This window comes from Micromonospora sp. NPDC047620, from assembly GCF_043205005.1.
Lineage (GTDB): Bacteria > Actinomycetota > Actinomycetes > Mycobacteriales > Micromonosporaceae > Micromonospora.
In genome coordinates, this window is record NZ_JBIDDG010000006.1 from 81017 (window position 1) to 106360 (window position 25344).

The window sequence follows — 25344 nt, forward strand, 5'->3', positions numbered from 1 at the left end:
ATGCGCGACGGACACCGACGCCTGTGGATCCCGCTCGCCGGCCACGACCCGGCAGAAGTGGGCGACCGTGACGGCCATCGCCTCCCGTGCCGGTGCCAGACGACGGCGCGGATCGACCAGCTCCGGCTGACTTCGGTACGGCGCTGAACGTCGCCTTCACCGCCGGCGTGCGTGGCACCCTGGCGTGGCAGCCCACGACGCACCTCGTCCGCGCGAAACCGCGCGGTCTGGCAGGGATCCGAGCGTAAATGGCCGCCACCCCGTTCAGCAATGCTGTCCGCACGATCCGCGCATGAGCGCCCAGACATGGCGGACTGCCCCTTGCCATCGATGAACGTTTGATTGACACTGCTCAACAGCCATGGCAAGTAGGCAAGTTCGATCAGGCTCCGTCATCGAGGAGTGATCACTGTGGTCCCAACGCCTGAGTTCAATCCGTCCCGTCGTGACCTGCTCCGATCCGGTGTCGTGCTCGGCGCCGCCGCCGGCCTCGGCGGCGCCGTCGGCGCCCCCGCCGCGGCCGACCCCGCCGACGCCGCGCCCGAGCGCGGAAACGGCGAAAAAAGCATGACCAATGTGCCGTTCGAAGGCTTCGACCAGGTCCGCGTCGGGCTCATCGGTCTCGGCGAACGCGGCGGCGGCCAGGACCTGCGGTTCGCCGCCGTCTCGACGATCACCGCCGTCTGCGACATCCGCCCCGAGCGGGTCAACCGCACCGTCGGCCGGATCATGCGGCAGGGTTTCCAGGACACCGCGCCGGTCGGCTACTCCGCCGGCGAGGAGGACTACCTCAACCTCCTCCGCCGCGACGACATCGACCTCGTCTACATCGCCACCCCCTGGGAGTGGCACTACCCCATGGCGAAGGCGGCCATGGAGCACGGCAAGCACGTCGCCGTCGAACTGCCGATCGCGCCGTACCTGGACCAGATCTGGGACCTCGTCCGCACCTCGGAACGGACCAGGAAGCACTGCATCCTGCTGGAGAACGTCAACTACTTCCGGCCCGAGATGGCCATGTTCAACATGGCCCACCGGGGGCTGTTCGGCGACCTGCAGCACGCCTCCGGCGGGTACGTCCACGACCTGCGCTGGCCGTACCTGTTCGGCGGCGCCTACCACCCGGAGCACTGGCGGCGCCGGTGGCAGACCAAAATGAACGCCTCGCACTACCCGACCCACGGCCTGGGGCCGGTGTCGGCCACCCTGGGCATCAACCGCGGCGACCGGTTCGAGGAACTGATCGCGGTCGCGTCCCTGCCCAAGGCGCTGGCCCTCTTCCGCGAGGAGGACCCCCGGGTCGGCTCCGACCACTCGTCGTGGGACGACGCCCCCTACATCTCCGGCGACCGGCACACCTGTTTCGTCACCACCACCAGTGGTCGCTTCATCCGGATCGAGCACGACGTCAACTCGCCGCACCCGTACAGCCGGGAGACCACGCTCACCGGCACCCGAGGGTCCATCGAGGTCGACAACGCCCGGATCTACCTCGAGTCGCTCGGCCACACGAACCACACCTGGCGGAGCGGCACCGAGTACAACACCATCCTGCGCCAGCACGACCACTGGTTGTGGCCGACGCTGGAGCAGTTGGCCAGCCAGTACGGCGGCCACGGCGGCGGCGACTTCATCTCCATCTGGCGCCTGGTCCAGACGATGCGGCTCGGCATGACCCCCGACATCGACGTCTACGACTCGGCGGCCTGGTGTTCGGTGATCCCGCTCAGCCACGAGTCGTTGAAGACCGGCCGGATGCACCCGGTCAAGGTGCCCGACTTCACCCGCGGGCACTGGCAGGAGGCGCGGCCCACGTTCGACCGGCCGAGGCCCGCGGACCCCTGGCTCGACAAGGAGTAGCTCCTTCGACGCAACCGGCGCCGCGCCGGCCGATCACCGGCCGGCGCGGCGCCGACGAGCGTGAACGGCCCGGACCCGTGCCCACCGGCCCAGCCCGCTGGCCGGCGCCGTCCTGGGTACTGCCGAGCAGTGCCGCGGCGAGCAGGGCGCAAAGGTCTTTGTGACATGCGGGTTTCTTGAGCAGGCAACAATGCGTCCCGCACCCCTGCCGGCCCCGGCGAACCGGCAGGACGAACTGGGCCACAACGACAGTTGACGACTTGGCGGTCAGCCGGCGCCGGCGGTCGGCGGATCGCTCGACGGTTCGCTCCGCGGCGCGGCAGGCCCCTGGCCCTGACGGTCCTTCGCGCCGCCCGAACCGCCTTCCTCGCGGCGGGTGTCGTCGTGGCGCAACCGGTGGCCGAGCAGCTCCTCGATCCACTGGGCGGCGGCCTTCCGCATCGCCGTGATCTCCTGAAGCGCCCTCGCCAGCTCGTCCTCCCTTCCCTGCGCCGCATGGTCGGCGGGGAAACCCTCGACGTGCTTCTGCAGGATCGTCATCCACCTCTGGCTGAGTTGCTCGGCGCGGCGGGCCTGTCTGAGGTGCACGTCGAGTTCGTGCTCCAGTTTCAGTCGCGCCTCCGCGTACGGCAGGAGGGCGGCCTTGACGCGGTCGTCGAGCTGCACCCAGGCGTCGGGCTCACACGTGAGCTCCCTGCCGTTGCGGGTGTAGGACCACGGTTTCATCGCGCGCAGCCTCTGTTGCAGCTCCTCTTCCAGGTCCCTCGCGGCGTGGGGTGGGAAGCTGCGGGAACGCTCGGCCGCGAACCGTTCCAGTCTCTGGGTCGCGTGCGGCATGAAGGACTGGGCGTGCCAGCTCAACAACTCGGGATGCAGTCCCTGCGACGACCACGTGAAGGTGGCGTGCACGGTGAAGGTGAACAAGTAGCCTCGGGCCGGCACCGCGATCGGCTCCGCCCTCCGTTGTACGACGACGCGGCCGGGCGCGGGCGGATCCGGCGCCGGGGCGAGTTCCAGCTGCTGGAGTGTGGCGTGCAGCCTCTTCCAGCGCTTCTTCGACCACTCGCCGACGTCCCTGCCCGCGTCCCACGCGGCCTTCAGCGCTCGGCTGCCGCGTTGTTTCCAGCCGTCCGGAGGTGTCGACTCGGTGCTGGGGGCGTCGGTCATGTCAGCCCTCCCTCGTCGCGGATTCCCTCTGAGCGGGTGGCCAGGCTGGACGGCTCCTTCGGTGTGCTCGCTAGGCGGGGCAGGCTCTGACCGACGAGTGTCATGCCACGGAGCGGCATCACTTCGTCGCCGGTGACGTGTCGATGATCCGTCCTGAAGCTAACAAGGCGGCGGCCGGACTGGCCGCCGTCACGCCGAGGTGACGACGGCCGATTCAGATATTTTGACAAGTGCGACTGTCCGGGCATTTCTCCCATACCGCCCGACGCCTCTGGGCGGCATGTCAGCGAGCCCCGTCCCGCTGCTCCGAGAGCTCATCGGCAGCGGGGGTCGCCACCACCCGCTGACCTGCCCCTAGGATCGTCGGCATGCAGGAGGGCCGGTGGACGACCATCACGCCGTCGCAGTTCACGCACGAGCGGGAGGCGTTGGCGCACGTTCAGGTGTTGCTGCCCGACACCGAGCCCTACCGCGCCTGGTCGAACTTCACCTTCACCGCCCAGACCGGCCACCCCTACGAAGTGGACCTGCTGGTGGCCGGCCCGGGCGGGCTCTACCTCATCGAGATCAAGAGCCTGACCGGCCGGCTGACCTCCAGCGGCTCCAACTGGATCCTGCACGGCCCGAACAGCACCCGCACGTTTGACAACCCCCTGCATCTGGCCGACGCCAAGGCCAAGAAGCTCAAGTCCCTGCTCCAGGTGGCGGCGAGCCAGCGCAAGGGCCCGCCGCTCAAGATCCCGTTCGTGCAGGCGGCGGTCTTCCTCTCCAAGCCCGGCCTGATCGTGAATCTCGCCGAGCACCACCTGCACGGCATCTACGGACCGGAGGCGGCCCCCGGTCACCAGCCGGGTCCGCTGCCGGCGATCGGCTCGCTGCTCCAGCGCCCCCCGCAGGACGAGCGGCAGCGCGTCACCAAGGAGATGTCGGCCGCACTGCCGGAGCTGCTCAAGGCCGTCGGTATCGCCCGCAGCCGCAAGCACTACCAGATCGGGTCGTGGGAGCTGGAAACCCGCCCGTTCGACCTGGGCCCGACGTGGCAGGATCACCACGCCCGCCACCGAGACCTTGAGCGCGAGCACCGGCGGATCCGGATCTACCTGGTCGAACGCAACGCCGTGCAGGCCGAGCGGGCCAGCATCGAACGCGCCGCCAAGCGCGAGATGACCGTCCTGCACGGCATCAACCACCCGGGCATCGTGCGGGTCGACTCGATGGAGTCGCACGAGGCCGGGCCGGCCCTGATCTTCCGGTACGACCCCCGCTCGATCCGGCTGGACCACTACATGGCTCAGTACGGCGACCGCCTCGACGCGCTGAGCCGGCTCGCCATGATCCGTCAGCTCGCCGAGACGGTGGCGTACGCGCACCGCCGCCGGCTGCACCACCGGGCACTGTCTGCCCGCAGCGTGCTCGTCAGCCCGGGCCGCAGACGCCGGGGTGGCAGCGAGGACGAGGCCTGGCTGACCCCTCAACTGCAACTCAGCGACTGGCAGGCGGCGACCCGGGGCGCTGACACCGCCGGCGGCAGCAGCGGCGATCCGGTGACCCTCTCCTCGCACGCCGCCTCGCACATCGAACGTTCCGCCGAGGCGTACCTCGCGCCCGAGCTGACCGCCCCGAACCCCGACGCGGTCGCGATGGACGTGTTCGGGCTGGGCGCGCTGGCCTACCTGATCCTGACCGGCGAGCCCCCGGCGACCAAGCGCCCCGAGCTGCTCTCCCGGCTGGCCCGGGACAACGGGTTGCGGGCCGCCGCCGTCGCCGACGGGATCAGCACGTTCGCCGACGAGCTGATCCAGGCGGCCACCGCCCCGGTGCCGGCCCAGCGGCTCACCACCGTCGCCGAGTTCGTCGAGATGCTGCAGGTGGTCGAGGACGAGCTGACCGCCCCGCCGCCCGCCTCGGTGCACCCGGAGGAGCCGGAGCCCGAGCAGGTCGACCCGCTGGAGGCGCGCCGGGGCGATCGGGTCGGGGAGTGGACGATCACGAAGAGCCTGGGGACCGGCTCGACGTGCCGGGCGTTCCTCGCGCACAACGATCGCACCGGCAAGGACGAGGTGCTCAAGGTCGGCCTCTCCGACGAGAAGGGTGCCCGGCTGGCCCACGAGGCCCGGGTGCTCGGCCCGCTCACCGACTCCCGGGTGATCCGGCTGGCGCGACCCGAGCCGCTGCAACTCGGCAGCCGCACCGTCGTCGTGCTGGAGCACGCCGGTGAGCTGACGCTGGCCCGCAAGCTGCGCGACGACGGCCGGCTCACCGTCGACGAGCTGGAGACCTACAGCGACTATCTCTTCGGTGCGCTCGACTACCTGGAGGGCGAGGGCGTCTACCACCGCGACATCAAGCCCGACAACATCGCCGTCCGGATCCGCCCCAACCGCACCCGGCAACTGGTGCTCTTCGACTTCTCCCTGGCCGGTGTGTCGGTCAAGGAGATCGCCGCCGGCACCCCCCGCTACCTCGACCCGTTCCTCGGCATCGCCGCCCGGCAGGTCTTCGACAAGCATGCCGAGTGGTACGCCCTCGCGGTCACCCTGCACGAGATGGCCTCCGGCGAGCTGCCGGTGTGGGGCGACGGCGGCACGGAGCCGCAGCTCACCGAGGGCCCGCCGGTGCTGGCCGTGGAGGCGTTCGACCCGGCGATCCGCGACGACCTGGTCGACTTCTTCCACCGGGCCCTGCACCGGAACCACCGGGAGCGGTATCCGTCGCTCAAGGACATGCGCGACGCCTGGCACGAGGTGTTCCGCCGTTCCGACGCGAGCACCCCCGTCGGCACCGACCATCCTGACGTCGAGGCCGACGAGCCGGACGAGAACGCCGCCGAGGCGGCCCGCGACGAGGCCGCGTCGAGGGCGACCCGGGCCACGGCGCTGGAGGCCGCCGGCCTCACCCCGCGCGCCGTCTCCGCCGCCCACCGGCTCGAGGCCACCACCGTCGGCGAGCTGCTCACCGTGGCGAACAAGCTCGCCACCCTTCCCGGCCTCGGCGCGCGGACCCGCAAGGAACTCCAGCGCCGGGTCAAGGAGTGGCGCAACCGGCTGGGGGAGCGGGAGACCATCCCCACCACCCCCGCCGCCCGGAAGGCGGCCAGCGCCGAGGTGGCCACCGAGACCACCGCCGGGCACGGCGACGCCGATCTGGTACGCGTCGGCCTGGACGCCATCGCCACGCTGCTGCTACCGGCGAAAAACGGCCGCAACGGCACCGAGATCGAGGGCACCCGCCTGCTGCTGCACCTGCCCGACGAGTCCGGCGCGCTGCCGGCGCTGCCGCACTGGCCGCAGCAGCCGCAGGTCGCCGCCGCGCTGGGCGTCACCTCCGGCCGGGTCGCGCAGATCCTCGGCAAGCAGCGCAAACGCTGGCACGACATCCCGGTCGTCGGCAGCGTGCGTACGCAGATCATCGAGCTGCTGCGCGACGGCGGCCGGGTGATGGGCGTCGGCGAGATGGCCACGGCGCTGCTCGGCAGTCGCGGCTCGGTGCGCACCGGCGACGCGCTGCGCCGTGCGGTGGCGCTCGCCGCGGTGCGGGCCGCCGTGGAGGTCGACGCCCTCGCCGACGACCCGCGCCTGCTGCTGCGCCGGCACGGCGAGCGGCTGCTGGTGGCCCTCGAGGCGGGCGAGGACGACGCCCCGGACACCCCGGCCGCGCCGGCTCTCCTCGACTACGCCGACGCCCTCGGCAAGGCCGCCGACAAGCTCGCCGCCAGCGAGGTGCTGCCGAGCCCGGCGACGGTGCTGCGTACCCTCGCGGCGGTGACCGCGCCCGGCGGGGCGGCAGACGCGATCGACGACCGGCGTCGGGTGCTGCTCGCCGCCGTGGCCTCGGAGCGGGCCGCCGCGACGGCCCGGCTGGAGCTCTACCCGCGCGACCTCGACCCGGTCCGGGCGCTGCGACTCGCCCAGGCCGGCGTGGTGCCCCCGGCTACCGGCCCCGACCGGCGTGGGCTGACGCCAACGCAGGTCGCCGACCGGGTGGCCGCGCGGTTCCCGGAGCTGGACCCGCTCCCAGGGCACCCGAAGCTGGACCGGCTGCTCGCCGAGGCCGGCTTCGAGCTGCGCTGGGACCGCGACCGGTACGTCCCGCCGCCGCCCCGCAACGCCTCGTCCTCGATGTCGATCATGCAGCGCCGCCCGTCGGCGACGGCGGCGCCGAGCCGGTGGACGGCCGAGTCGCCGGAGCTGGCGGCGGCGATGCGAGCCGAGGAGCGGCTGACGGGCGCCAGGTCCGTCGGCGGCTTCCGCGCCCTGACGGTACGCCTCAACCGGTACGCCCTGGCCCGGGAGGAACTGGTCCGGCGCTTCGACGCGCGGCCGGTGAACGTGGCGGCCCGTTTCCTGGCGCACCTGCACGCCCTGGTCGACGCCCGACCGAAGCCGACCTGGGAGACGGTGCTCGGCGCGGACGTCGCGGAGCCCGGCTCTCGGGCGGCGATCAAGCTGGGCGAGTACGTCGAGCAGGCGTGGCAGCTCGCCGCGCCGGAGCTGCGCGCGGAGTTGCGGGCCGGCGAGGGGCCGGTGCTGCTGCACGACGCGGCGGTGCTGGCGCGTTACCGGGCGGTGGACCGGCTCTACGAGCTGGCCGACGCGGCGCGTGCCGGGGCGGGCGACGTGTGGTTGCTCTGCCCGATGGAGGACCCGGCGTTGCTACCGAAGCTGGACGGCGCGGTGGTGCGGGTGGGCGACAACGAGTGGATCGCCCTACCGGACGCCTGGGTCGTCAACGCCCACCGTAGCGACCTCGCCCGGAGTCACGCGAGCTGACGGCAACGTCACCGGGCCGTCGCTGTCAGATATCGGACGGGCGCGGCTCCGGTGTGCTCTGCGAAAATGGGCGTCGCGCAGAAGGAAGTCGACCTCGTATTCGTAATCCTTCCCACGGTGGGGAGCCCATGTCAGCTCCGGTGCAGCCGCCCCGAACCAGTCGTCCGGTGTGATGAACTGGCGCGACCAGATTCTCGACCCGGACTCGCTGGATCTGGATGCCTTCGTCAGGGCCACCTACAGCTTCGCGGTTCCCGCCGGAGCGGATCTGCGCCACGCCGCGGTGCAGATGCTGCGGATCCTGACGCAGCGCTCGCAGCGACTCGAGCGTCGCTATCGGAGCACCGATCCCGAGGTTGCCGGGGCCGTCATCCACGTGGGCCCGATCTCGGACTGGACCGACGTCACTCTCGCGCTGCCTCTCGCGCACGCCGCCCCGAACGAAGGGCTGGCCCACCTCTTCCAGCTCCTGACCAGCGCAGCCGAGTACAGCTACGCAGATGGTGTGTGGCTGCAACGAGTGGACCTGCCCCGGCCCTTCCTGTCGGCTGTGCCCGGTCCACAACTCGGTATCGACGGAATCCGGTCGATCGTGGGCGTGCAGCGCCGGCCCCTGCTTGCCCTGGAGACCGGGCCGCGCACCCAGCCTCTCGAACAGTCGGTCCTCGACCTCTACCGTCAGGCGCTGGTCGCCGGCGCTGATCTGCTCGTCGACGACATGCTGTTGGGTGATCCGCCGTCGCCGACGCTGAGCCTGCAGCACCGCCTTCCCCGGCTCGTCGAGCTGTGCCAACGCGCGGCGGACGAAACCGGTAGGCCGAAGGCGTATGTGACCTGCCTCGCCGGCACTCCGAGCCAGATCCTGCGCAAGGCGGAGTGGGCAGCGGCGAACGGGGCCAAGGGCTTCGTGGTCAACGGTTTCACCCAGGGGCTGGGCACGCTCGAGGATCTCAGCTCGCACAGTTTCGGTGTGTGTCTGGTGGCGACGAACATGGGCTCCGGCATGGTTTCCCGCCCGTCTGCCGGCGGGACGCACCGGGTCGGCGTCGACGAGCAGGTCATCTCCAAGCTCAGCCGGCTCGCGGGCGCGGACGCGGTCCACACGGGGACGACCGGCGCGGAGTGCTTCGACATCAACTGGAGTGACGCCGTGCGGGCACTGGCGCAGCCGCTGCACGTGCCGGGCCGGCGCATTCCGGGTGCCTTCAGGGTGGCCGAAGGCGACCTCCAGATGATCAACATTTGGCCGAACATGAGAGAGCTGGGCGCCGACACCATCTTCGAGATCCACTCCGGGATCCTCGGGCATGGCGACATCCGGGCTCGTACCCGCCGGTTCGTCGAGCTGGTGACCGGGTTGACGGACGTCGCCGACAACGACTCCGCGTTGGCCGTCTACCGCTCGCTCGCGGCTCGGGACCAGGTGCTCCGGTCCGAGCTGGATGCCGTCGACCTGAAGCGGTGGTGACAGATGGCGAATCCGCTGCGGGGCCTGTTGCACCAGGACCCGAGCCTTGCCGAGCCGATCAAGGATGCCACGGCACTCGCCGCCAGCCTGGCGGCGATCTCGGTGGCGATCTTCATCGTGCTGCCAACGTTCCAGAAGATCATCCAGCTTCAGCGTGCCCCGGGCTTCTCCGAGTTCGCGGATTCGCGGCGCGTCCTGCGCGGGCTGCACGCCCTCGCGTTCGCCAGCGGGCTCTTCTCGGCCAGCGTCGTTCTGGGAATACCCGGCAGACACTTCCCCTGCAAGCTGGTGCTCTACGGGCAGGAGGGCATGACGACGCTGGCGACCCTCCTCTTCTTCGTGGCCATCTATGTGGTCTGGCGGTCCTCGGTGCGTTCGTTCAACGAGCAGGCCGCCAGGCGAGGACGAGGTGATTAGTTGACTGAGGGCCACGTCCATGTCGCGGCCGGCGTGCACCGCAGCTTCGCCGATCTGCGGACGGTGCTGGCCGGCGCAGGCCGCGGCCCGGTGAGGGTGCGATATTGCCACCAGCCCAACATGCTCGCGAGCCTGGCGGTGCTGACACCGTGCGTCGCAGCCCCGATCGCCGCGTCCTGCGCCGGCCGTCCAGGGGATTGCGCCGTCACGTGGGTTTCGGTCGACTACGACGCAGCCGACGACGAGCAGTTGTTCAGGGTGCGGCTGCCACGCACCCATCCCGTTCCCGGCACCCGGATGACCCCCGCTCTGGGCCGGCGGTGGGCCGGGCGGCGGCTGGCGTCGAGCATCGCGTCCTCAGCGGCGCTGTCACGCGTGCCGGAGCTGGAGCAGGAGGTCGTCAATGCCGCCCTCGCGCTGCGGCACGATCTCGCGGGCCGGGGTTGGGCGGTCACCTCGCGCCGGACATGCCGCCGGCGTGTGGCGGAGGGGTTCGCCGCGCTGCGCCACGCACTCGGCAGCCACCGCCGGCTCACCGACGCGCTGGCAGGCCACAACACCTGGATGGTCGAGCAGGTTTTCGGCGTTTCCGCCGCCGTTCGCAGCGGTACGGACTGGCTGCTCGCGCGGGCGAGGTGGCGGCTGCGGGCGCTGCTGCTCGTCGCGGGCGATCGCCCAGACCTGCTCAAGGCGGGTACGTGGCGGGTCTGTCCCCGATGCCACGTCCGGTCCCGCATCCAGTTCCGCTTCGGCACGTCGGACATGGGAGTTGTCGGAAGTTCGTGCCTCGGATGTGGCCGGGTCCTCGGGCCCGCCCCGCTCGACCTGACGGCCACCGTCGATTCACCGGCCGGACCTTGCCCGGAATACCTGCTTCCGGTGCAACTGGACGATGTTCTGGAACGGTTGGTCGAACCGGGCTTCGATCTGGCTGTCCATTACCCCGGGTCCTTCGTTCACCTGGCGGCGTCACGGGCGGCCCTGCTGCCGCTGCTGAACGGTGCTCTTTCGGGCTATCCCGAACCGGCACCCGACTGGTGTCCCACCCACTTGGAACTGACCTCGTTCGTCGATATTCTCCTCCGGGATGGCTTCTCGCCACGCCCGAAGGATGCCGACGACGCGAGGGCATTTCACCTGCTCTACAGGTCGTCCGCCCTGGTGTGCTGGAGCGTCCTGGCCGGATCGGCGACGGCCGCCGCTGCTGATCACCCGAACGGACCTGACGGTGAAGGGATAGCGACGTGACCGAAGACGATCTGGTGCGGCGTGCCGTGAAGTTGGTGCGGGAAAACCGCTATCTCACGCTTGCCACCTGCGGGGGCGGCATGCCCTGGGCGGCGCCGATCAACTATGTGATCGGGCCGGGCAGCCACCTTCACTTCTATTCCACCCCCACTGCCAGGCACTCTCGCCACATCGCTGCCACAAGGAGCGTCGCCGCCGCCATCTTCGACTCCACCGCAGTGGGGGACGACGTCGACGGGATGCAGTTCGTCGGTGAGTGCGCAGAGGTGACAGGTCCCGAGTTGGCGGCGGTGTGCGAGCACTACTTCGCCACGAACTTCCCCGACCCGCAGGTGCGGGAGTGGTGGTACAGGCCACCGACGGAGTTCGAGGGAGACGGCACCTGGCGTTTCTACCGCCTGGAGTTCACCGAGATCCACCTGATCGACGTCGAGTCGTTCGAGGAGACCAAGGTGGACGCCCGGGTCGAGGTGCCGCTGGCTCGCTTCCTCGACGCCCTTCGGGCCTGACCTCGCGTACGGCGACCGACAGGAGAGGCAACGGTATGTACGGCATCGACCTGTCGGACCGGCGCCGGTCATCCTCCGTTGCCGCTGTGCAGTGCGCGACGCAGCCCTGGGTGGAGGATCCGGCGACCGGGGGCAGTTTCATGCTGCTCCAGGTCGATCGTCTCTCGGGACTGTGGGTGGTGAGAAGCCGCTTCGGCCCGGGCACCGTCGTCGAGCAACACCTACACAGTGGCTCGGTCACCGCGGTCACCCTGGCCGGTTCGTGGGGCTACCCGGAGTTGGGCGTCCGGTGCGGGGCGGGTGACTATCTGGTGGAGGAGGCCGGCACCGTCCACACGCTGGTCGTCCACGGTGAGGAACGCGTGGACATCGTCTTCTCCATTCTCGGCTCGATCACCTACTTCCACCACGACGGCACCGTCTCGCGTATCGAAGACTGGCGGAGCGTGCTGGACGAGTACGAGGAGGGGTGCGCCTCGCAAGGCCTCCCGGCGCAGGTCATCGGCTCAAGCCTGCACAGACAGTGAGGGTCGTCGGCGGGGCGGGGCCGGTCATCCCATCGGCCGCGCCACGGCGAAGCGGTCACCGGTGATCTGCATGAGCGGATGCTGGCGACTGACGTCCATGACGAGGTCTGCCGAGATGGCGTCCGGGTCCGCCCACGCCGAGACGACGCTCGCCACGGCCACGTCGTGGTCGCCGAGCCCGGTGGCCACGTCCACGACGTCGCAGATCAGCACGGCGATGCTTTCCGCCACCCCTGGTGGATAGCCGGCCCTGGTCGCCAGGGGAGTGAGGCCGGCCGCCGCGAACTTGTCCGGCGCGTCCGGGGGAAGGGTGACTCCGGTGTATCGGTGACCGGCCAGCCGGACCGCGGACACCTGGGTGGACAGGGCGAGACTCACCGTGAGCTTCCGCGTTCGGCGCACGTTGGCGGTCGTCTCCCAGCCCGGCCAGAGAGCCACCGCGATCAGCGCCGGGTCCGAACTGATGGAGGTGACGTTGGTGGCGGCGCAGAGGTGCGGCGCCCCGTCGGCGCGGCACGAGCCGATGAAGTAGACCGGCCGAGGCCCAAGGAGCCGATGATAGGGATGCCGGGATGTCACCGGAAGCTCGCGCAGCATTCGAATCTCCGCTCTGGGCAGAGCCCGAGCCTGCCAGCCGCATCGTCGCCGGTCAATTAGTCGTCGGGTGGAGCCTGCGTGAAGTAGCAAACCCGACACGCCCATCCACCGTGACTCCGGGCGCATAGAATTGCGGTTCTGGACGGCATGGTCGGGGTGGTCGCGGTGGACTTGCTGGACGCGATCGTCGAGCAGCACCGACGTCGTGCGCGGGTGGACGATCGTCTGCCGAGCCTCGACCGGTCATGCCTGTCGTCGCTGATCGAGTCGTCCGTTCACGATCCGGCGGCGTCGGTGTGCGCGGTGCGCGGAGCCGGCGGCGTGGCTGCCCTGGCCTGGCCGACGGTGGAGCACTACCCGGCGGACAGCGACAAGCTGGCCTATTACGAGCGCGACACCGGCAGCGCTGCCGCACTGACTCTGCGGGAGACGGGTGGGCGGTGTTTCGACGCGCTGAGCCGGTTGTTGGAGCGCGTCGAAGCGGATTGGCTCGCCCACGGGGCGACGGGCGCCAACCTCCTGTGGCCGTGCCGCGAGGTGAGCATCGAGCCCGCTCTCGCCGAGCATGGTTTCGTGCGAGACGCCTGTATCGCCTTCAAGCCCCTCCAGGGGCCGGCCTCGGTGCGGAGCGGGATCGGGCCGGCGTTCACCGTCAGGGCGGCGGCCCCCGCGGACGAGCCAGTGCTCCTCCGCCTCCAGGAGGAGGTGCTGGCCGCCCACATCCCGCACAGCCCGTTCGCCCGCCGTGTCCCTGGCGTACGGGCCCGATTTCACGACCGGCTCGCGGAGATGTGGGATCGGGGGGCCGCGGTCGACGACGCGCCGCTCGTGCTAGTGCTGGAACATCGGGGCCAGATCACCGCGATGACGGAGTGTTTCGTGCGGCGGCAGGAGGTCGCCCTCGACATGGTGCTGCCCGCCGGGCTCTACGGCTACGTGAACACGTTCGGCGTGCTGCCGGAGTGCCGGGGCGGCGGAGCGGGCCGTCTGCTCGCGGAGTCCGTGGAGGCCTGTCTCCGGTCGTTCGGGGTGGAGGGGCTCTACCTCTACTACAGCTACTACAACAGCGGGGCCATGGCGTTCTGGTCGAAGCTCGGATACTCCCCGCTCTGGCACACCTATCAGCGGCGCGACCTCGCGCCGCCGGCCCGCTGACGAACGGCGAGGGAGCCCGGCAGCAGCGTGCCCACCTGCCGGGTCCGTAGCTGCCGGAGGCCGGCGAGCTGGACGTAGATCTCGCGCTTGTCGGTCGCCTGGCCGCGCCGGTCGAGGACGTAGCCGGTCAGCCAGATCCAGCCGGCGTACGTCGGCTGGTCGCACACCGAGACGACGCGGAAGGTCAGCGCGCGGGTCCCCGGCGAACTGCACCGAGGCCCGGCCGTCGACGGCGAGCAGGTCGCCGGGGGAGGGGCGCGCGATCACCAGCGGCCGGAGTTGCGGTGGTGCTCCTCCGGTGGCCGGCACTCCCGCGCGTGCATGGTCTGCCAGTCGCGCAGCGCCCGCTTGATCCGGTCGTTCTCCTGGCTGAGCAGCCGTACCGTCTCGTTGAGCATCGCCAGCTCGTCGGAGACCCGGGCCTGGAACTCGCGTACCTCATCGGGGTCGACGCCGCGCCGGCGCGCGGCGAACTCGCGGGTCCGCACCTCGTGCGGCGTCAACCGGCCCGGATAGCCGGCCGGGTAGGGCTGACCGCCCCGATACACCTGAGCCACGACGATCCTCTCTGCGGGCAGGCGGGAGCGCGCAGGCTCCGCGCGGTGGGTCTGGAAGGGCAGGTCGTCCGCGAGGGGGCCGCGGACGACCCGCCCGCTCGGCCGCCGCAGCTCGATTCAGCGGTACGACAGCAGAGCAGCCCGGAGGGTCGGGACGGGCACGGGCACCCGCCCCGACCAGGGGGATGCCTCTACTCCTTGTTGCCACGCAAGGGGAGAGGCGCTCACCAACTTAGCTGTCCCAGTCACCTGAGTCAAACGATGAGTTGTTGCAGGGTGTCGTTGCGTGATCGAATTGGTGTGCCACGCAGGGGGAGCCATGCCGATCACTGCCGACTACATCCGCATCGCCGACGAGATCATCGCCGATATCAGAGCGAAGAAGCTCAAGCCGGGCGACAAGCTGCCCTCAATCACGCAGCTCGCCGCGACACACAAGGTCAGCCCGTCCACCGTCAAGCAGGTCTACGTGCGGCTCGAAGCGCTGCGGGTGATTTGGCGCCACCAGGGCAAGGGCGTCTTCGTGAACGATCCCAAGCTCTGGATGCGGGAGCCGTAGGTAGCGGGCCGGCGACGGAAACAGGCCTTACGGGTTACCCCGTCCCGTCGATGGGACGGCTAGAGTCGTCGGGTGATCGACCGGAAGCTGCTCTTGTCCGACCTGCAGAAGCAGGTCAAGAACCTGGAAAAGGACCTGCGGGAGCAGGCCGATTCGGTCGAGGAGGTGCGCCTCCGCCTGCGTGGCGAGTACGACCACGCCTTCAAGGTCGGGCGCACCGCCGCCACCTGGACGGCCTGGCGCGACGAGCGCGTGACCCAGGTCGCCGTCGCCTGGGTGCTCGGCACCGTGTTCGTGCGGTTCTGTGAGGACAACCGGCTGCTGCCCGACCCCTACCTGGCCGGCTCGGGGGATCGGCTGGTGTTGGCTGAGGAGGCCGAGGCGCAGTTCTTCCGCGACCAGCCCGACAAGACGCTGCGCGACTGGCTACACCAGGGCTTCGACGCCATCGCCAGCACCCAGGCTGGTAGGTCGCTCTTCGACAAGCGGCACAACCCGCTCTACCAGATCCCGCTGTCGCATGACGAGGCCAAGAACCTGATCGGCTTCTGGCGCAGGCGCGGCGAGACCGGCGGCCTGGTGCACGATTTCGCCGATCCCGAGTGGGACACGCGCTTCCTCGGCGACCTCTACCAGGACCTCTCCGAGGCAGCCCGCAAAACCTACGCCCTGCTCCAGACGCCGGAGTTCGTCGAGGAGTTCATCCTTGACCTGACCCTCACCCCGGCGATCGAAGAGTTCGGTCACGACGTGGTCAAGATGATCGACCCGACCTGCGGCTCGGGCCACTTCGTCCTCGGTGCCTTCCACCGGCTGCTGAAGGAGTGGGAGCGGCACGCCCCCAACCGAGACCCCCACGAGCGAGTACGCCTCGCCCTCGACGCCGTCCACGGCGTCGACATCAACCCCTTCGCAGTAGCTATCGCCCGCTTCCGCCTCCTCGTCGCCGCCCTCCGCGCCAGCGACACTAAGACACTGTCGGACTCTGCCGGCTCGGTCTTCCCGATGCACCTAGCCGTGGGTGACTCGCTGATCAAGCACAGGGCGGGCACGCTGTTCGGCGACGATCCGATGACCGAATTCGCATATGCGAGCGAGGACATCAAGGACCATCCGGGCATCCTCGGCGTCGGCCGGTATCACGTGGTCGTCGGCAACCCGCCCTACATTACCGTCAAGGACAAAGGCCTCAACGAGGCATATCGGGAGATGTACGACGCCTGTTCTGGCAAGTACGCCCTGTCGGTGCCTTTCGCGCAGCGCTTCTTCCAGCTTGCCAAGCCCGGCGACCGAGAGGGCAAGAGTGCGGGCTACGTCGGCCAGATCACCGCCAACTCGTTCATGAAGCGCGAATTCGGCAAGAAGATGATTGAAAAGCTGTTCGCCGTCGAGGTCAACCTGACCCATGTCGTTGATACCTCGGGTGCTTACATTCCGGGCCACGGCACACCGACCGTCATCTTGGTTGGCCGCAATATCAACCTGAACCGGGCCGGCACGATCCGGGCCGTCATGGGCATTCGTGGTGAACCAGGAGTGCCCGTCAATCCGGCCGAGGGCCTTGTATGGCAGGCGATTGTTGATCAGCTCGACCGACCTGGCTCGTTGAGCGAATGGGTGAGTTCCGCTGATATTCCGCGAGTCGGCCTGGCCAGGCACCCGTGGAGCCTGTCGGGTGGTGGTGCGGATGAGGTTATGGGGCTCCTGAAAGCTGGGGCGAGGGTGCTCTCAGCCGAGCGTGTTGATATTGGCATGACGGCCCTGACTCTCGAAGACGATGCCTTTCTTGTTCCGCCTGGACTCGTTCGTCGAAGGGGATTCGGTCAGGATGTAGTGCCTGCAATTAGTGGCGACGATGTTCGCGACTTTCTAGCCGCAACTCCGCTTTTGACGCTGATGTCGTATGGAACCGATGGAACTCGACGCGATTTGTCGCCGTCGAGTCGACGTCACCTGTGGAACTTTCGAACAAATTTGATCCGGCGTCTTTACTTCGGGAAGGTGCCAAGCGAGCGTGGTCTGCGGTGGTTTGATCTAGGAATTTACTTCGCAAGCCGGCATCGGACGCGATGGTCAATTGCGTTTGCGTTCGTGGCTACACACAACCACTTCGTTCTAAGTAGAGGTCGTGGTGTTTTTAACCGGACGGCGCCAGTGATTAAGTTGGTCGAGGGGGCGTCAGAAGGCGATTACTTGCAGCTATTGGGTCTGCTTAATAGTTCAACCGCTTGCTTCTGGCTGAAGCAGGTCAGCCACAACAAGGGCGAAGGCGGCGGCGCTCGCGTCGACGCTGGCTACGCGGCAATGGGAAGTGAGGACTGGAAGAACCACTTCGAGTTCACGGGTACCAAGCTGCAGGAGTTTCCGCTGCCGTCGGCGTACCCCCTTGAACTGAGCCGGCAGATTGACGGCGCGGCGCAGCGGCTCGCCGCGGTGAGCCCGGCGGCGGTCGCGGCATCCGGGGTGCCTACCCGTGAGCGGCTGAGTGCCGCCGCCTACGAGTGGCACATGCTGCGTGGCGCGATGATCTGCTTGCAGGAGGAGTTGGACTGGCAGGTCTACTCGCTCTACGGGCTGCTGGACGAGGACCTGACCACCCCGGAAAGCGTCCGGCCGCAGATGCTTCAGCTCGGGCAGCGGGCCTTCGAGATCGTGTTGGCCCGCAAGATGCGAGACGAGGGCCTGGAGACGCAGTGGTTCGCCCGGCACGGGTCGACGCCGATCACGGAGCTGCCGGCGCACTGGTCGCCGGAGTACAAGGCGGTCGTGGAGCGGCGGATCGCGGTCATCGAGGGCAACCGCAACATCGGGCTGATCGAGCGGCCGGAGTGCAAGCGGCGCTGGGCCACCGAGGGCTGGGACGCGATGCAGGCGAAGGCGCTGCGCGGCTGGCTGCTGGACCGCTGCGAGGCGCGGGAGTTGTGGTACCACCACGTGGACGGGCTGGAGCAGCCGCGCCCGCTGACCACCGCGCAGCTCGCCGACGAGCTGCGCCGCGACGACGACGTGCTCGCCGTCGCCAATCTCTACGCGCCCGGTCAGGACCCCGGCAAGGTGGTCGCCGACCTGGTCGCCGACGAGCACGTGCCGCACCTGGCCGCGCTGCGCTACAAGGACTCCGGGCTGGCCAAGCGCGCCGACTGGGAGCACGTGTGGGACCTGCAGCGGCAGGAGGACGCGCTGCCCGACGAGGCGGCGAAGCGGGAGTTCCGCAAGCAGATCCCGGTGCCGCCGAAGTACACCTCGGCGGACTTCCTCAAGGGCAGCTACTGGAAGCACCGGGGCAAGCTCGACGTGCCCAAGGAGCGGTTCGTGTCGTACCCGGGTGCCAGCCGCGACGGTGACCCGTCGCTGCTGGTCGGCTGGGCCGGCTGGGACCACCGCGAGCAGGCCCAGGCACTGGCCACCCTGATCGTGGCCCGCGAGCAGGAGGACGGCTGGGCCGCCGACCGGCTGTTGCCGCTGGTCGCGGGGTTGCGCGAGATCCTTCCCTGGGTACGTCAGTGGCACGGCGAGTTCGACCCGGAGTGGGGCGCCTCGCCGGCGGACATCTACGCCGGCTTCCTCGCCGAGACCACCAACCGCCTCCACCTGACCGACGAGGCGCTCACGTCGTGGCGGCCCGTCAAGGCGACCCGTGGCCGCAAGGCGAAGGCATGACGGCTGAATCAGTGCTGCGCTGAAAGGCCGCCAGCCGGACGCCGGTGTCGGTACCACCGGCAATGACGCATGTGAGTTGGGGAGGGGACACGACGTGACCACTGAAGACACGGCACCCGTGCCGGTGTGGACGCTCGCGACGGAGGCCGTGAGCGTGCCGGATCTGTTGAGCGACGAGGGGATGACACCGGCCCGACTGGCGGAACTGAGAACAGTCCTGGCAACCCTTGCGGATGCCCCCATCGCCACGCTGGAAGCGCATCCAGTGTCAATCAAGCGCGATCGGAGCAGCGGGATTCCGCTTCATGCAGCGAGTCCGCTCGCTCAGCAGTTGTCGCAACTCGTGGCCCAGACAGCGAAGTCGGCTCCTCCGACGCTGAACGTCGCCGCTACCGGTGACGTGCTCTATCGGATGGTGGTACCGGCAAAGGTCGCCGCTCAGGTCGGTAAAGGACTTGTCCGGCCCATGGTTGCCAAGGCATCCGCAGGAGGTATTCGCGGCGCTCTGGTCAACTCCACCGGCGGCATCGCAGCCCAGGCCACGTTTGTGCCCGTTGCTGGCAAGGCCGCTGTCGCGGGTGCGGCAACCGGCTCGGCCACCACAGCCGGTGTGGCCGCGGCCAGCGCCGGAGCATTGACAGTGGCCGCGCCACTTGTGCTGATGGCCGTCGCAGTCGGCGTCAGCGCCTACGCTGACCATCAACGCCAAGAAGCGATCGAGCGCATCACCGACCTCCTAGAACAGTTGCACGAGGATAAACTCGAGGACGAACGCAGTGAGTTGGACGGTTGTCGGGACGCGATCGACAAGGCCACGTCGGTCCTCCTGGACCAGGGTAGAGTCGGCCTGTCGTTAGGACTGGATTCCTCGTCGTACGCGATCAACACGGCGATCGAACGAACCAAGCGTCGGCTCACAAAGTGGCAGGCTGCGCTAGTTGCGCTGCCCGATGGCCCGGTGGAGATCGGCGCCCTGACGAAATCCTTCCCCGGAATCAACGAGGAAGTCGGCGCATTCCGCGCGCACCTGGAGTTCGCGCGACTCGCTATTGCTCTCAAGCGCCGGGTGCTCGTGCTGCAAGCGGTGGAACACGCGCAACAGGCTGGAACGGACAACCCCTTCAAGAGCTTTATCGGAACATTGCGCGACGACGAGCGCCGCATCGACGAGCTGGAATCGGGCATCAACTCGGTCCTCCTTCGACTGTCGACCCTCGAACTGAAGCGCCCCGGTGGCTTCCGAAGCATCATGTTCACGCAGGGCGAGGTCGATGATCTACTCAAAGCCGCGTATCGCCTCCGCGCATTGGGTGATCGCCTTGACACGGGAGTCCGCCAGGCGGACGTCGAGATTGAGATCGAACGAAGTCGCGACGGATCGCTCGTCGTGTTCCCTGCCGTCGCTGCGTAGCCGGACGCCGCGCGCGAACTGATCGGCCACCTCGATCTCACCAAGCACCCTTGGGACGTCACTGGTGCACTCCGCGATCAGTCACCGTTGCGGTTTGGGGCCGCGACGTGCGCGTCACCGACGCGCCCGATGATGAGACGACTTTCAATCGTGGGGGTGTTCGGGTTGTCTGAAGAGCTGACTGTCGCGCGCTGGTGGACTGCGGCCGACGTGGACGAGGTGACCCAGATGCTGGCGTCACGCCGGGCCCGACTCTGGCAGCTCGCCGATCCGGCCGAGCTGGCCGCTTGGGTGTTCGCCGATCCCGATCCCGCGCCGGTCGACCCGGCCCCTGCCGATTTCGACGGCGACTGGACGGAGGGCCTGGATGAAGCGGGCCGGCAGTCCTGGGCGCTCGCCGGGTGGGTTGCCCGGACGGTGGTGCCCGAGGCGGCCAGGACTGCCGGCAGCCACTGGATTCTGTCCCGCCTGGACGACGGCGCGCCCACAGTGCTGCGACTGACCGTCGGGGTGCTGGAGATCCTCGGCCTGTACGAGAACGGCGAGGGCGTCTGGCTGCGGCTACACGGCGGGCCGGTGGTGCTGGCCATGGAGAGGGGCGTTGCGGATCTGGAGGAGTGGGGTCGGCGCGGCATCGAGCTCTCCGAGGACGGCACCAAGACCCTCGCCGACGAGAAGATGATGCTGCGCTGTCCGGACCTGGGCACGGCCCGCTGGCTGCTTCGGCAGCAGCCGGCCATCGCTGGGTTACGGCTGCTGAGCTGCTGGGTGGCCGCCGGGCCGTACTCGTTCGAGGGCCGATACCGGCCGGAGATCGTCGCGCGGGCATGGCGGGCGTCGGAGGCGCTGGTCGGCCACGGCATCGGCACGGTGGTGGGCGACAGCGTTGGTTTCGACCGGCCGTACCTCGGTGCGCAAGTGAGAGTCGGCCTGCCGGCACAGCGGTCGTTCGACGCGGACGCCTACCGGGCCGGCGTGACAGAGCACGACCGGTTGTGCCGAGCGTTGATTGAGCGGCTCGCCGGTGAGGGCGTGCGGGCCGGAGCGGGACTCCATGGCCTGCCGGTGGACCTGGCGTGGCGGGACTCGGAGGGACGGCAGTTCGTCGCCGAGGTGAAGAGCGTGGTCGGCGGCAACGAGGTCGAGCAGCTGCGGCTCGGCCTTGGCCAGATTCTCGAATACCGTCACCGGCTGGCAGCACGAGGCCAGCCGGTGACGGCAGTGCTGGTGGTCTCCCAGTGCACCGACCCGACCTGGCGGGAGATCTGCGCGGACAGCGGCGTCCTGCTCTGGGCCGGGTAGGGCTTCGAGCAACCCGGGGCTACTAATGGATCACGCCCCGGAGGCGTCCTGAAGATCGACCTTGAACATGAACGGTCGGCAGGACGAGCGAGCGGTTTGCGCGTTCACGATCAACAGCTCCGGGTCCGTGAGGGCCTTGGTGACCACCGCGAGGCGCCATCCGCCCTCCACTCGTGCCGCCCGCTCCTCGTTCGGCGTGAGCAGAATGACAGGGAGCAGGCCGCTGACGCCTTTGACCTCAACCTTTTCCACGTCACCGGCCGGCGAAGTGCAGGTCAGATCCCAGCCGAGGTTGTCCCTGCTGACATCCTTGACCACCCAGCCGCGCCCGTCGTAGTCGCGGGTCACGGTTTCCATGGCGGCCGCCTCCACCTGAGCGTTGGTGACGGGATTACCGAAGCCGGCGCCGGAGGAGGTCACCGTCACCTTCACGGGCTGTGGCGGCAGGTGCTCGTCGAGGGCGGCCAGCTCTTCCTTGGTGGCGAAGAGCGGGTTGCCCATCTGCGGTTGGCGAAAGACCTCCATGCCGCTGAGGCGCGAGTCGGACTTCAGCACGTGCCGCGGCACCGGGCTCGGCCTGAGCTGTACGTCCATCGGCGCGAAGTGCCTTGTCCTCTGCTGCTGATCCTCGTCGAGCCAGTAGTCGGGATCGTCGCCGGCGTCCTCTTCGTAGACGGGGCCGAGAATGACGCCTGAACCCCACAATCCCGGCTCCGGGTATGCCCCGTCCTTGCCGGTGACCCAGAACAGGACCCGCTGGCCCGGGCGGATCAGACCAGCTCGGTAGTTCGGGACCACCGACCAACTGGTGATTGTTTCTCCACCGTCCGCGAGGAAGCTGGTCAGGTCCCAGACCTGGGGGTTGCATTTGATCAGCCAGGCGCCGAGATTGTCGGAGGTCACGAGGTTTCTGGCAGTGCTGCCGGGGGCCGCAGCGGATCGCGCCTCCGATTCACCTGCCGCGTTCTCGACACGCAGTCGGCGTACCTCGTTCCACCAGATGCTGAAGTCGTCGCCAGAGCGGTTGAAGGGCCGTCGGCGCGCCATCCGGTGGAAGCCGCGGGAGGGCTCGGTTGGCTTACCGTCAGGTCCTTGCTTGACGACCAGAGCGGAGATCATCCCTCGGTTTTCCGCGTCTTCGCGCTTCGACGCCTCTTCGAGGATGTACGGCATCGGCCCGCCGTGGTATGGAACCTGTAGGCCCTGTTGCGCCAGCAGTTCGCTGAGCTGCCGATAGGTGATCAGGGCATCTGTATCGCCATGTGAGTCCCGCGCGATCCCTCGCAGGATCTCTGTCGTCGCCTCGACGGCCCGATCGAACTCCGGCTCCCCAGCTCGCATTCGCTCATCCTGCCGTGTCGGGCTCGACGACGGCTGATCGCGCAATGACGGCTATCTGACTCGGCGGTCAGATCAACTACCCTGCGGGAACCGATAGTGTCACCGCGAGCGTTGCTCTGATTTCGCGACGTGATTGCGGACGGACCATCGTATGGGGGTTCCGGATGGCACCGAGCAGACGGCGGGCGGTCCTGATCGGGGTGAACCAGGGCGGGCACGACGTGCACCTGCCCGCGCTGCGCTACGCGGAGCACGACGCCCAGGCGATCCGGGGCGTGCTGCTCGACGAGACAATCGGGACCTTCGACGACGGCGACGTCACCATGTACATCGGCGCCGACGCAAACTGGCGCGGCATCAAGACCAAGCTTCGCGAGCTGGCGCTGGACTCGGGTCCTTCCGACGTGCTGCTGGTCTACTTCGCCGGTCACGCGTTGGTGCCTGAATGGAGCAACCAGCTCGACGCGTATCTCGTCACGGCGGACCTCGACCCGGACGGCCTCCGACGTGAGCCGGACAACGGACTGCGGATGGCCTTCCTCAAACGCGACGTCTTCGAGACCTTCGCAGGCGCGTCCTTCCTCATTCTCGACTGCTGTCAGGCGGGGGCCTACCTCGACGCCGACCTGCGCCACACGGAGGCGATGCAGACCTACCGCACCCAGGTCGACCGGCACAGCGCCCTGCTCGCCTGCCGTAGCGGCTCGGCCGCTCGGGAGAGCGAGGAATACGGCCATGGGGTCCTGACCCATCATCTGCTGCGCGCGCTCCGCGGTGCGGCCGCGGACGACAGCGGGCGCGTGTCGTTCGGGCAGATGGCGACATTCGTGGCCGAGCAGGGGATCGAGCCGCCGCCGGTCCAGCTCGTACAAATGTGGGGTCCGACCACCGTGCTGGCGCAGCCGCCGGTTTCCCGACACGACCGCCAATCGCTCAGTTCGCCGGCCAACCCGGGCACCACGCGGCCCTGCAAGAGCCCGCTCGAAGACCAGTCCAGTTCCATCCTGCAGCTACTCGGCCGGGTGTTCCGGTCGGAGACCCGCCCGACCCAGCCGCCGCAGCAGACCGGCTACGCGGACCGGGTCGAAATCATGCGGTACGCCCTGGGGGCGGAGTCGGTGGCGGCGGTGGAGTTCTCCGGCGTGGCCATCCGTGTGGTCAATGCGACGCCGCGCTTCGACAAGGAGGAGCTGCGGCCGTTGTTGGAGCTCAGCTCCGCCGATGCCATCAAGTATCGGACCGGGATGCCGGGCCACATCGTCTCGAACGACGCGGGTCGGCGGGTCCTCTGCGTTCCGCTCCTTCACGAGGACGACAAGGTCCTGGCGTTGACCCTGGTCGACCCAGCCCCCGCGCTGCTCGACATGGGAGAGCCGCTCGCCGTGATGCTGCGGGCGATGTGCGACGCCAACTTCCTCGGCGACCCGCTCCAGGCCGAGATGCGGGTGATGACCGCGCTACGTACCGCCTTCGGCCGGCTGCCCCTAAACCTCTACGAGTACGCCTTCAGCCTCTACCAGAAGCTGGTCGGCTCCATGTTCATGGTGTTTCAGCCCGTCGTCGAGCTGGCCCTGCGGCCGACGGGGGTGAGCATCCAGAGCTTCGAGGCCCTGGCGCGCCGTGGAGACCACGAGACCCGCGCTCCGCTCGGCGCCCTGCAAATGGCGTACGCCTGGGGAGACCGCTTCATCATCGAACGGGACGCCCTTCTGCTCACCAAGGCGATCCACTCCTACGCAGCCGCGGACGCCGCGACGTCGTATCAAGGCACGAAGCCGCTGTCAGTCAACGTCGCGGTCCGCTCGCTGCTCAGCGACGCGTACCTGGCCCAGGTGAGCAAGGCCCTCATCGAGGCCGACATGAATCCGCGGACCCTCACGCTGGAGATTTCCGAACAGGACGCGATCGAGCCCGGGCCCGGTGAGCGATGGCTGCAGGAGCCGCTCGTCTACTTCCACCGCCGGCTGACCACCCTGGCGCGGGACCTCCGGATCACCTTCGCCGTCGATGACTTCGGCGTCGGGTACGCCTCGCTGGCCCGGATGGCGGAGCTGCCGCTGACTCAGATCAAGGTCGACCGGGCGGTGCTCCACCATCCCCTGGTCATGGAGGAGCTGGCGCTGGTGGCACGGGTGGCCCGGCACGCTGCCGACCTCGGGCACGCGCACACCCCGCGGCCCGTCATCGTCGAGGGCTACGACGACGCCGCGCCGGTCAGCCTCAGGCAGATCTACGACCTGGGAATCCACCACGTGCAGGGCTTCTTCTGCGGGAACACGGCGTCGACGTCGCTGCATGACCTGGATGAGTCGGTCCGTGAGCGAATCGCCAGCCTGGTGAGAGGTGAGAAATGACGAGCATCAAACTGATGTTGCCGGCCGAGGTCTTCGACGAACTCGACCTGCCCTACGAGGGCGTCCGGGACGTCTCGGCGGTGACCCTCGCCATCGAGGGCGTCAGCGTACTGGCGAACCTCGCCACCCTCGCGACGCTGCAGCCACAGTTGGGGGCCCTGGTCGCCGGGATCCGCAACTGGCGGCTGCGGGATCCTCGGCCCTCGGTTGTCCTGACGGTCAAGGGGCCGGGCATCGACCTGAAGATCGACCTGCCGCGCAACGTCAGTCGGGCATACCTGCTCGATCAGCTTCGTCCGCTTCTCGAGGCCGACGACTGACTACATCCCTGGGGATGGTTCGGCGTCGATTTCCGGTAGGGTGGCGCCTCCATGACGTACGAGGGATGCGACGTGAACAAGCCCGGCAGTGTTCTCGTCGACCGGCTAGCCAACGGGCCGTAA

General features: G+C 68.9%; 18 protein-coding genes and 1 pseudogene. 14 read left to right on the forward strand and 5 right to left on the reverse strand.

The genetic code is table 11. The features are described 5' to 3' along the window. Window positions 1–411 precede the first annotated feature (411 nt). On the forward strand, window positions 412–1860 hold the full coding sequence (locus ACGF5C_RS09035) for a Gfo/Idh/MocA family protein (RefSeq protein WP_393298600.1): 1449 nt from the start codon (window positions 412–414) through the stop codon (window positions 1858–1860). Window positions 1861–2127: 267 nt separating this feature from the next. Here ACGF5C_RS09035 and ACGF5C_RS09040 read toward each other — a convergent pair whose 3' ends face one another. Next, window positions 2128–3027 (reverse strand): hypothetical protein, encoded by a 900-nt coding sequence (locus tag ACGF5C_RS09040; protein ID WP_393298603.1) that lies wholly within the window; start codon window positions 3025–3027, stop codon window positions 2128–2130. A gap of 368 nt (window positions 3028–3395) precedes the next feature. Between ACGF5C_RS09040 and pglW the strand changes: the two genes are divergently transcribed. The 6 genes from pglW to ACGF5C_RS09070 all read left to right on the forward strand — a co-directional run bounded on the left by pglW (window position 3396) and on the right by ACGF5C_RS09070 (window position 11965). Beyond that, window positions 3396–7796 carry a BREX system serine/threonine kinase PglW gene (gene pglW, locus ACGF5C_RS09045; RefSeq protein WP_393298606.1) on the forward strand — a complete coding sequence of 1467 codons (4401 nt, stop codon included), beginning with the start codon at window positions 3396–3398 and terminating at the stop codon, window positions 7794–7796. 172 nt (window positions 7797–7968) lie between these two features. Then, window positions 7969–9264, forward strand: a complete 1296-nt coding sequence (locus ACGF5C_RS09050) for a RuBisCO large subunit C-terminal-like domain-containing protein (RefSeq protein WP_393298609.1) — start codon at window positions 7969–7971, stop codon at window positions 9262–9264. A gap of 3 nt (window positions 9265–9267) precedes the next feature. After that, window positions 9268–9681, forward strand: coding sequence for a hypothetical protein (locus tag ACGF5C_RS09055; RefSeq protein ID WP_393298612.1), 414 nt, complete (start codon window positions 9268–9270; stop codon window positions 9679–9681). Beyond that, window positions 9682–10929: a hypothetical protein gene (locus tag ACGF5C_RS09060; protein ID WP_393298614.1), complete on the forward strand. Its 1248-nt coding sequence runs from the start codon at window positions 9682–9684 to the stop codon at window positions 10927–10929. It begins immediately after the preceding gene. After that, window positions 10926–11438, forward strand: coding sequence for a pyridoxamine 5'-phosphate oxidase family protein (locus ACGF5C_RS09065; RefSeq protein ID WP_393298617.1), 513 nt, complete (start codon window positions 10926–10928; stop codon window positions 11436–11438). Before ACGF5C_RS09060 ends, ACGF5C_RS09065 begins: the two co-directional genes overlap by 4 nt. A 35-nt stretch (window positions 11439–11473) precedes the next feature. Continuing rightward, entirely contained in the window at window positions 11474–11965 is a 492-nt protein-coding gene (locus ACGF5C_RS09070; protein ID WP_393298620.1) for a 2,4'-dihydroxyacetophenone dioxygenase family protein, read from the forward strand. A 24-nt stretch (window positions 11966–11989) separates the two neighbouring features. Here the strand turns inward: ACGF5C_RS09070 and ACGF5C_RS09075 are convergent, their stop codons facing one another. Continuing rightward, window positions 11990–12562 (reverse strand): flavin reductase family protein, encoded by a 573-nt coding sequence (locus ACGF5C_RS09075; RefSeq protein ID WP_393298623.1) that lies wholly within the window; start codon window positions 12560–12562, stop codon window positions 11990–11992. A 165-nt stretch (window positions 12563–12727) separates the two neighbouring features. Here ACGF5C_RS09075 and ACGF5C_RS09080 point away from each other — a divergent pair, with 165 nt between their 5' ends. Beyond that, complete coding sequence (locus ACGF5C_RS09080; protein WP_393298626.1) at window positions 12728–13717, forward strand: GNAT family N-acetyltransferase; 990 nt, start codon at window positions 12728–12730, stop codon at window positions 13715–13717. Here the strand turns inward: ACGF5C_RS09080 and ACGF5C_RS09085 are convergent. After that, window positions 13684–13987: pseudogene (locus ACGF5C_RS09085) on the reverse strand (hypothetical protein). The gene ACGF5C_RS09080 and the pseudogene ACGF5C_RS09085 overlap by 34 nt on opposite strands. Next, window positions 13981–14274 (reverse strand): DivIVA domain-containing protein, encoded by a 294-nt coding sequence (locus tag ACGF5C_RS09090; protein WP_393298628.1) that lies wholly within the window; start codon window positions 14272–14274, stop codon window positions 13981–13983. Before ACGF5C_RS09090 ends, ACGF5C_RS09085 begins: the two are co-directional and overlap by 7 nt. 319 nt (window positions 14275–14593) lie before the next feature. Here ACGF5C_RS09090 and ACGF5C_RS09095 point away from each other — a divergent pair, with 319 nt between their 5' ends. The 4 genes from ACGF5C_RS09095 to ACGF5C_RS09110 all read left to right on the forward strand — a co-directional run bounded on the left by ACGF5C_RS09095 (window position 14594) and on the right by ACGF5C_RS09110 (window position 21206). Then, window positions 14594–14833: a winged helix-turn-helix domain-containing protein gene (locus ACGF5C_RS09095; RefSeq protein ID WP_393299146.1), complete on the forward strand. Its 240-nt coding sequence runs from the start codon at window positions 14594–14596 to the stop codon at window positions 14831–14833. A 72-nt stretch (window positions 14834–14905) separates the two neighbouring features. Next, window positions 14906–18493 carry a BREX-2 system adenine-specific DNA-methyltransferase PglX gene (pglX, locus tag ACGF5C_RS09100; RefSeq protein WP_393298631.1) on the forward strand — a complete coding sequence of 1196 codons (3588 nt, stop codon included), beginning with the start codon at window positions 14906–14908 and terminating at the stop codon, window positions 18491–18493. A 94-nt stretch (window positions 18494–18587) separates the two neighbouring features. Beyond that, window positions 18588–19904 (forward strand): hypothetical protein, encoded by a 1317-nt coding sequence (locus ACGF5C_RS09105; protein WP_393298634.1) that lies wholly within the window; start codon window positions 18588–18590, stop codon window positions 19902–19904. A 165-nt stretch (window positions 19905–20069) separates the two neighbouring features. Then, window positions 20070–21206 carry a hypothetical protein gene (locus ACGF5C_RS09110; protein ID WP_393298637.1) on the forward strand — a complete coding sequence of 379 codons (1137 nt, stop codon included), beginning with the start codon at window positions 20070–20072 and terminating at the stop codon, window positions 21204–21206. 30 nt (window positions 21207–21236) lie between these two features. Here the strand turns inward: ACGF5C_RS09110 and ACGF5C_RS09115 are convergent, their stop codons facing one another. After that, complete coding sequence (locus ACGF5C_RS09115; RefSeq protein WP_393298640.1) at window positions 21237–22547, reverse strand: protein NO VEIN domain-containing protein; 1311 nt, start codon at window positions 22545–22547, stop codon at window positions 21237–21239. Window positions 22548–22822: 275 nt separating this feature from the next. On the opposite strand from ACGF5C_RS09115, the gene ACGF5C_RS09120 reads away from it, so the two are divergent. Further along, complete coding sequence (locus ACGF5C_RS09120; RefSeq protein WP_393298643.1) at window positions 22823–24901, forward strand: EAL domain-containing protein; 2079 nt, start codon at window positions 22823–22825, stop codon at window positions 24899–24901. Then, the gene (locus tag ACGF5C_RS09125) at window positions 24898–25221 is read left to right on the forward strand and encodes a hypothetical protein (RefSeq protein ID WP_393298646.1); all 324 of its coding nucleotides are present in this window, start codon (window positions 24898–24900) and stop codon (window positions 25219–25221) included. Before ACGF5C_RS09120 ends, ACGF5C_RS09125 begins: the two co-directional genes overlap by 4 nt. Window positions 25222–25344: the final 123 nt, after the last annotated feature.

Coding starts and splice junctions, on each gene's coding strand:
- ACGF5C_RS09125 (WP_393298646.1), top strand. CDS start 24,898: ATGACGAGCATCAAACTGATGTTGCCGGCCGAGGTCTTCGACGAACTC.
- ACGF5C_RS09070 (WP_393298620.1), top strand. CDS start 11,474: ATGTACGGCATCGACCTGTCGGACCGGCGCCGGTCATCCTCCGTTGCC.
- ACGF5C_RS09095 (WP_393299146.1), top strand. CDS start 14,594: ATGCCGATCACTGCCGACTACATCCGCATCGCCGACGAGATCATCGCC.
- ACGF5C_RS09055 (WP_393298612.1), top strand. CDS start 9,268: ATGGCGAATCCGCTGCGGGGCCTGTTGCACCAGGACCCGAGCCTTGCC.
- pglW (WP_393298606.1), top strand. CDS start 3,396: ATGCAGGAGGGCCGGTGGACGACCATCACGCCGTCGCAGTTCACGCAC.
- ACGF5C_RS09050 (WP_393298609.1), top strand. CDS start 7,969: ATGAACTGGCGCGACCAGATTCTCGACCCGGACTCGCTGGATCTGGAT.
- ACGF5C_RS09040 (WP_393298603.1), bottom strand. CDS start 3,027: ATGACCGACGCCCCCAGCACCGAGTCGACACCTCCGGACGGCTGGAAA.
- ACGF5C_RS09115 (WP_393298640.1), bottom strand. CDS start 22,547: ATGCGAGCTGGGGAGCCGGAGTTCGATCGGGCCGTCGAGGCGACGACA.
- ACGF5C_RS09075 (WP_393298623.1), bottom strand. CDS start 12,562: ATGCTGCGCGAGCTTCCGGTGACATCCCGGCATCCCTATCATCGGCTC.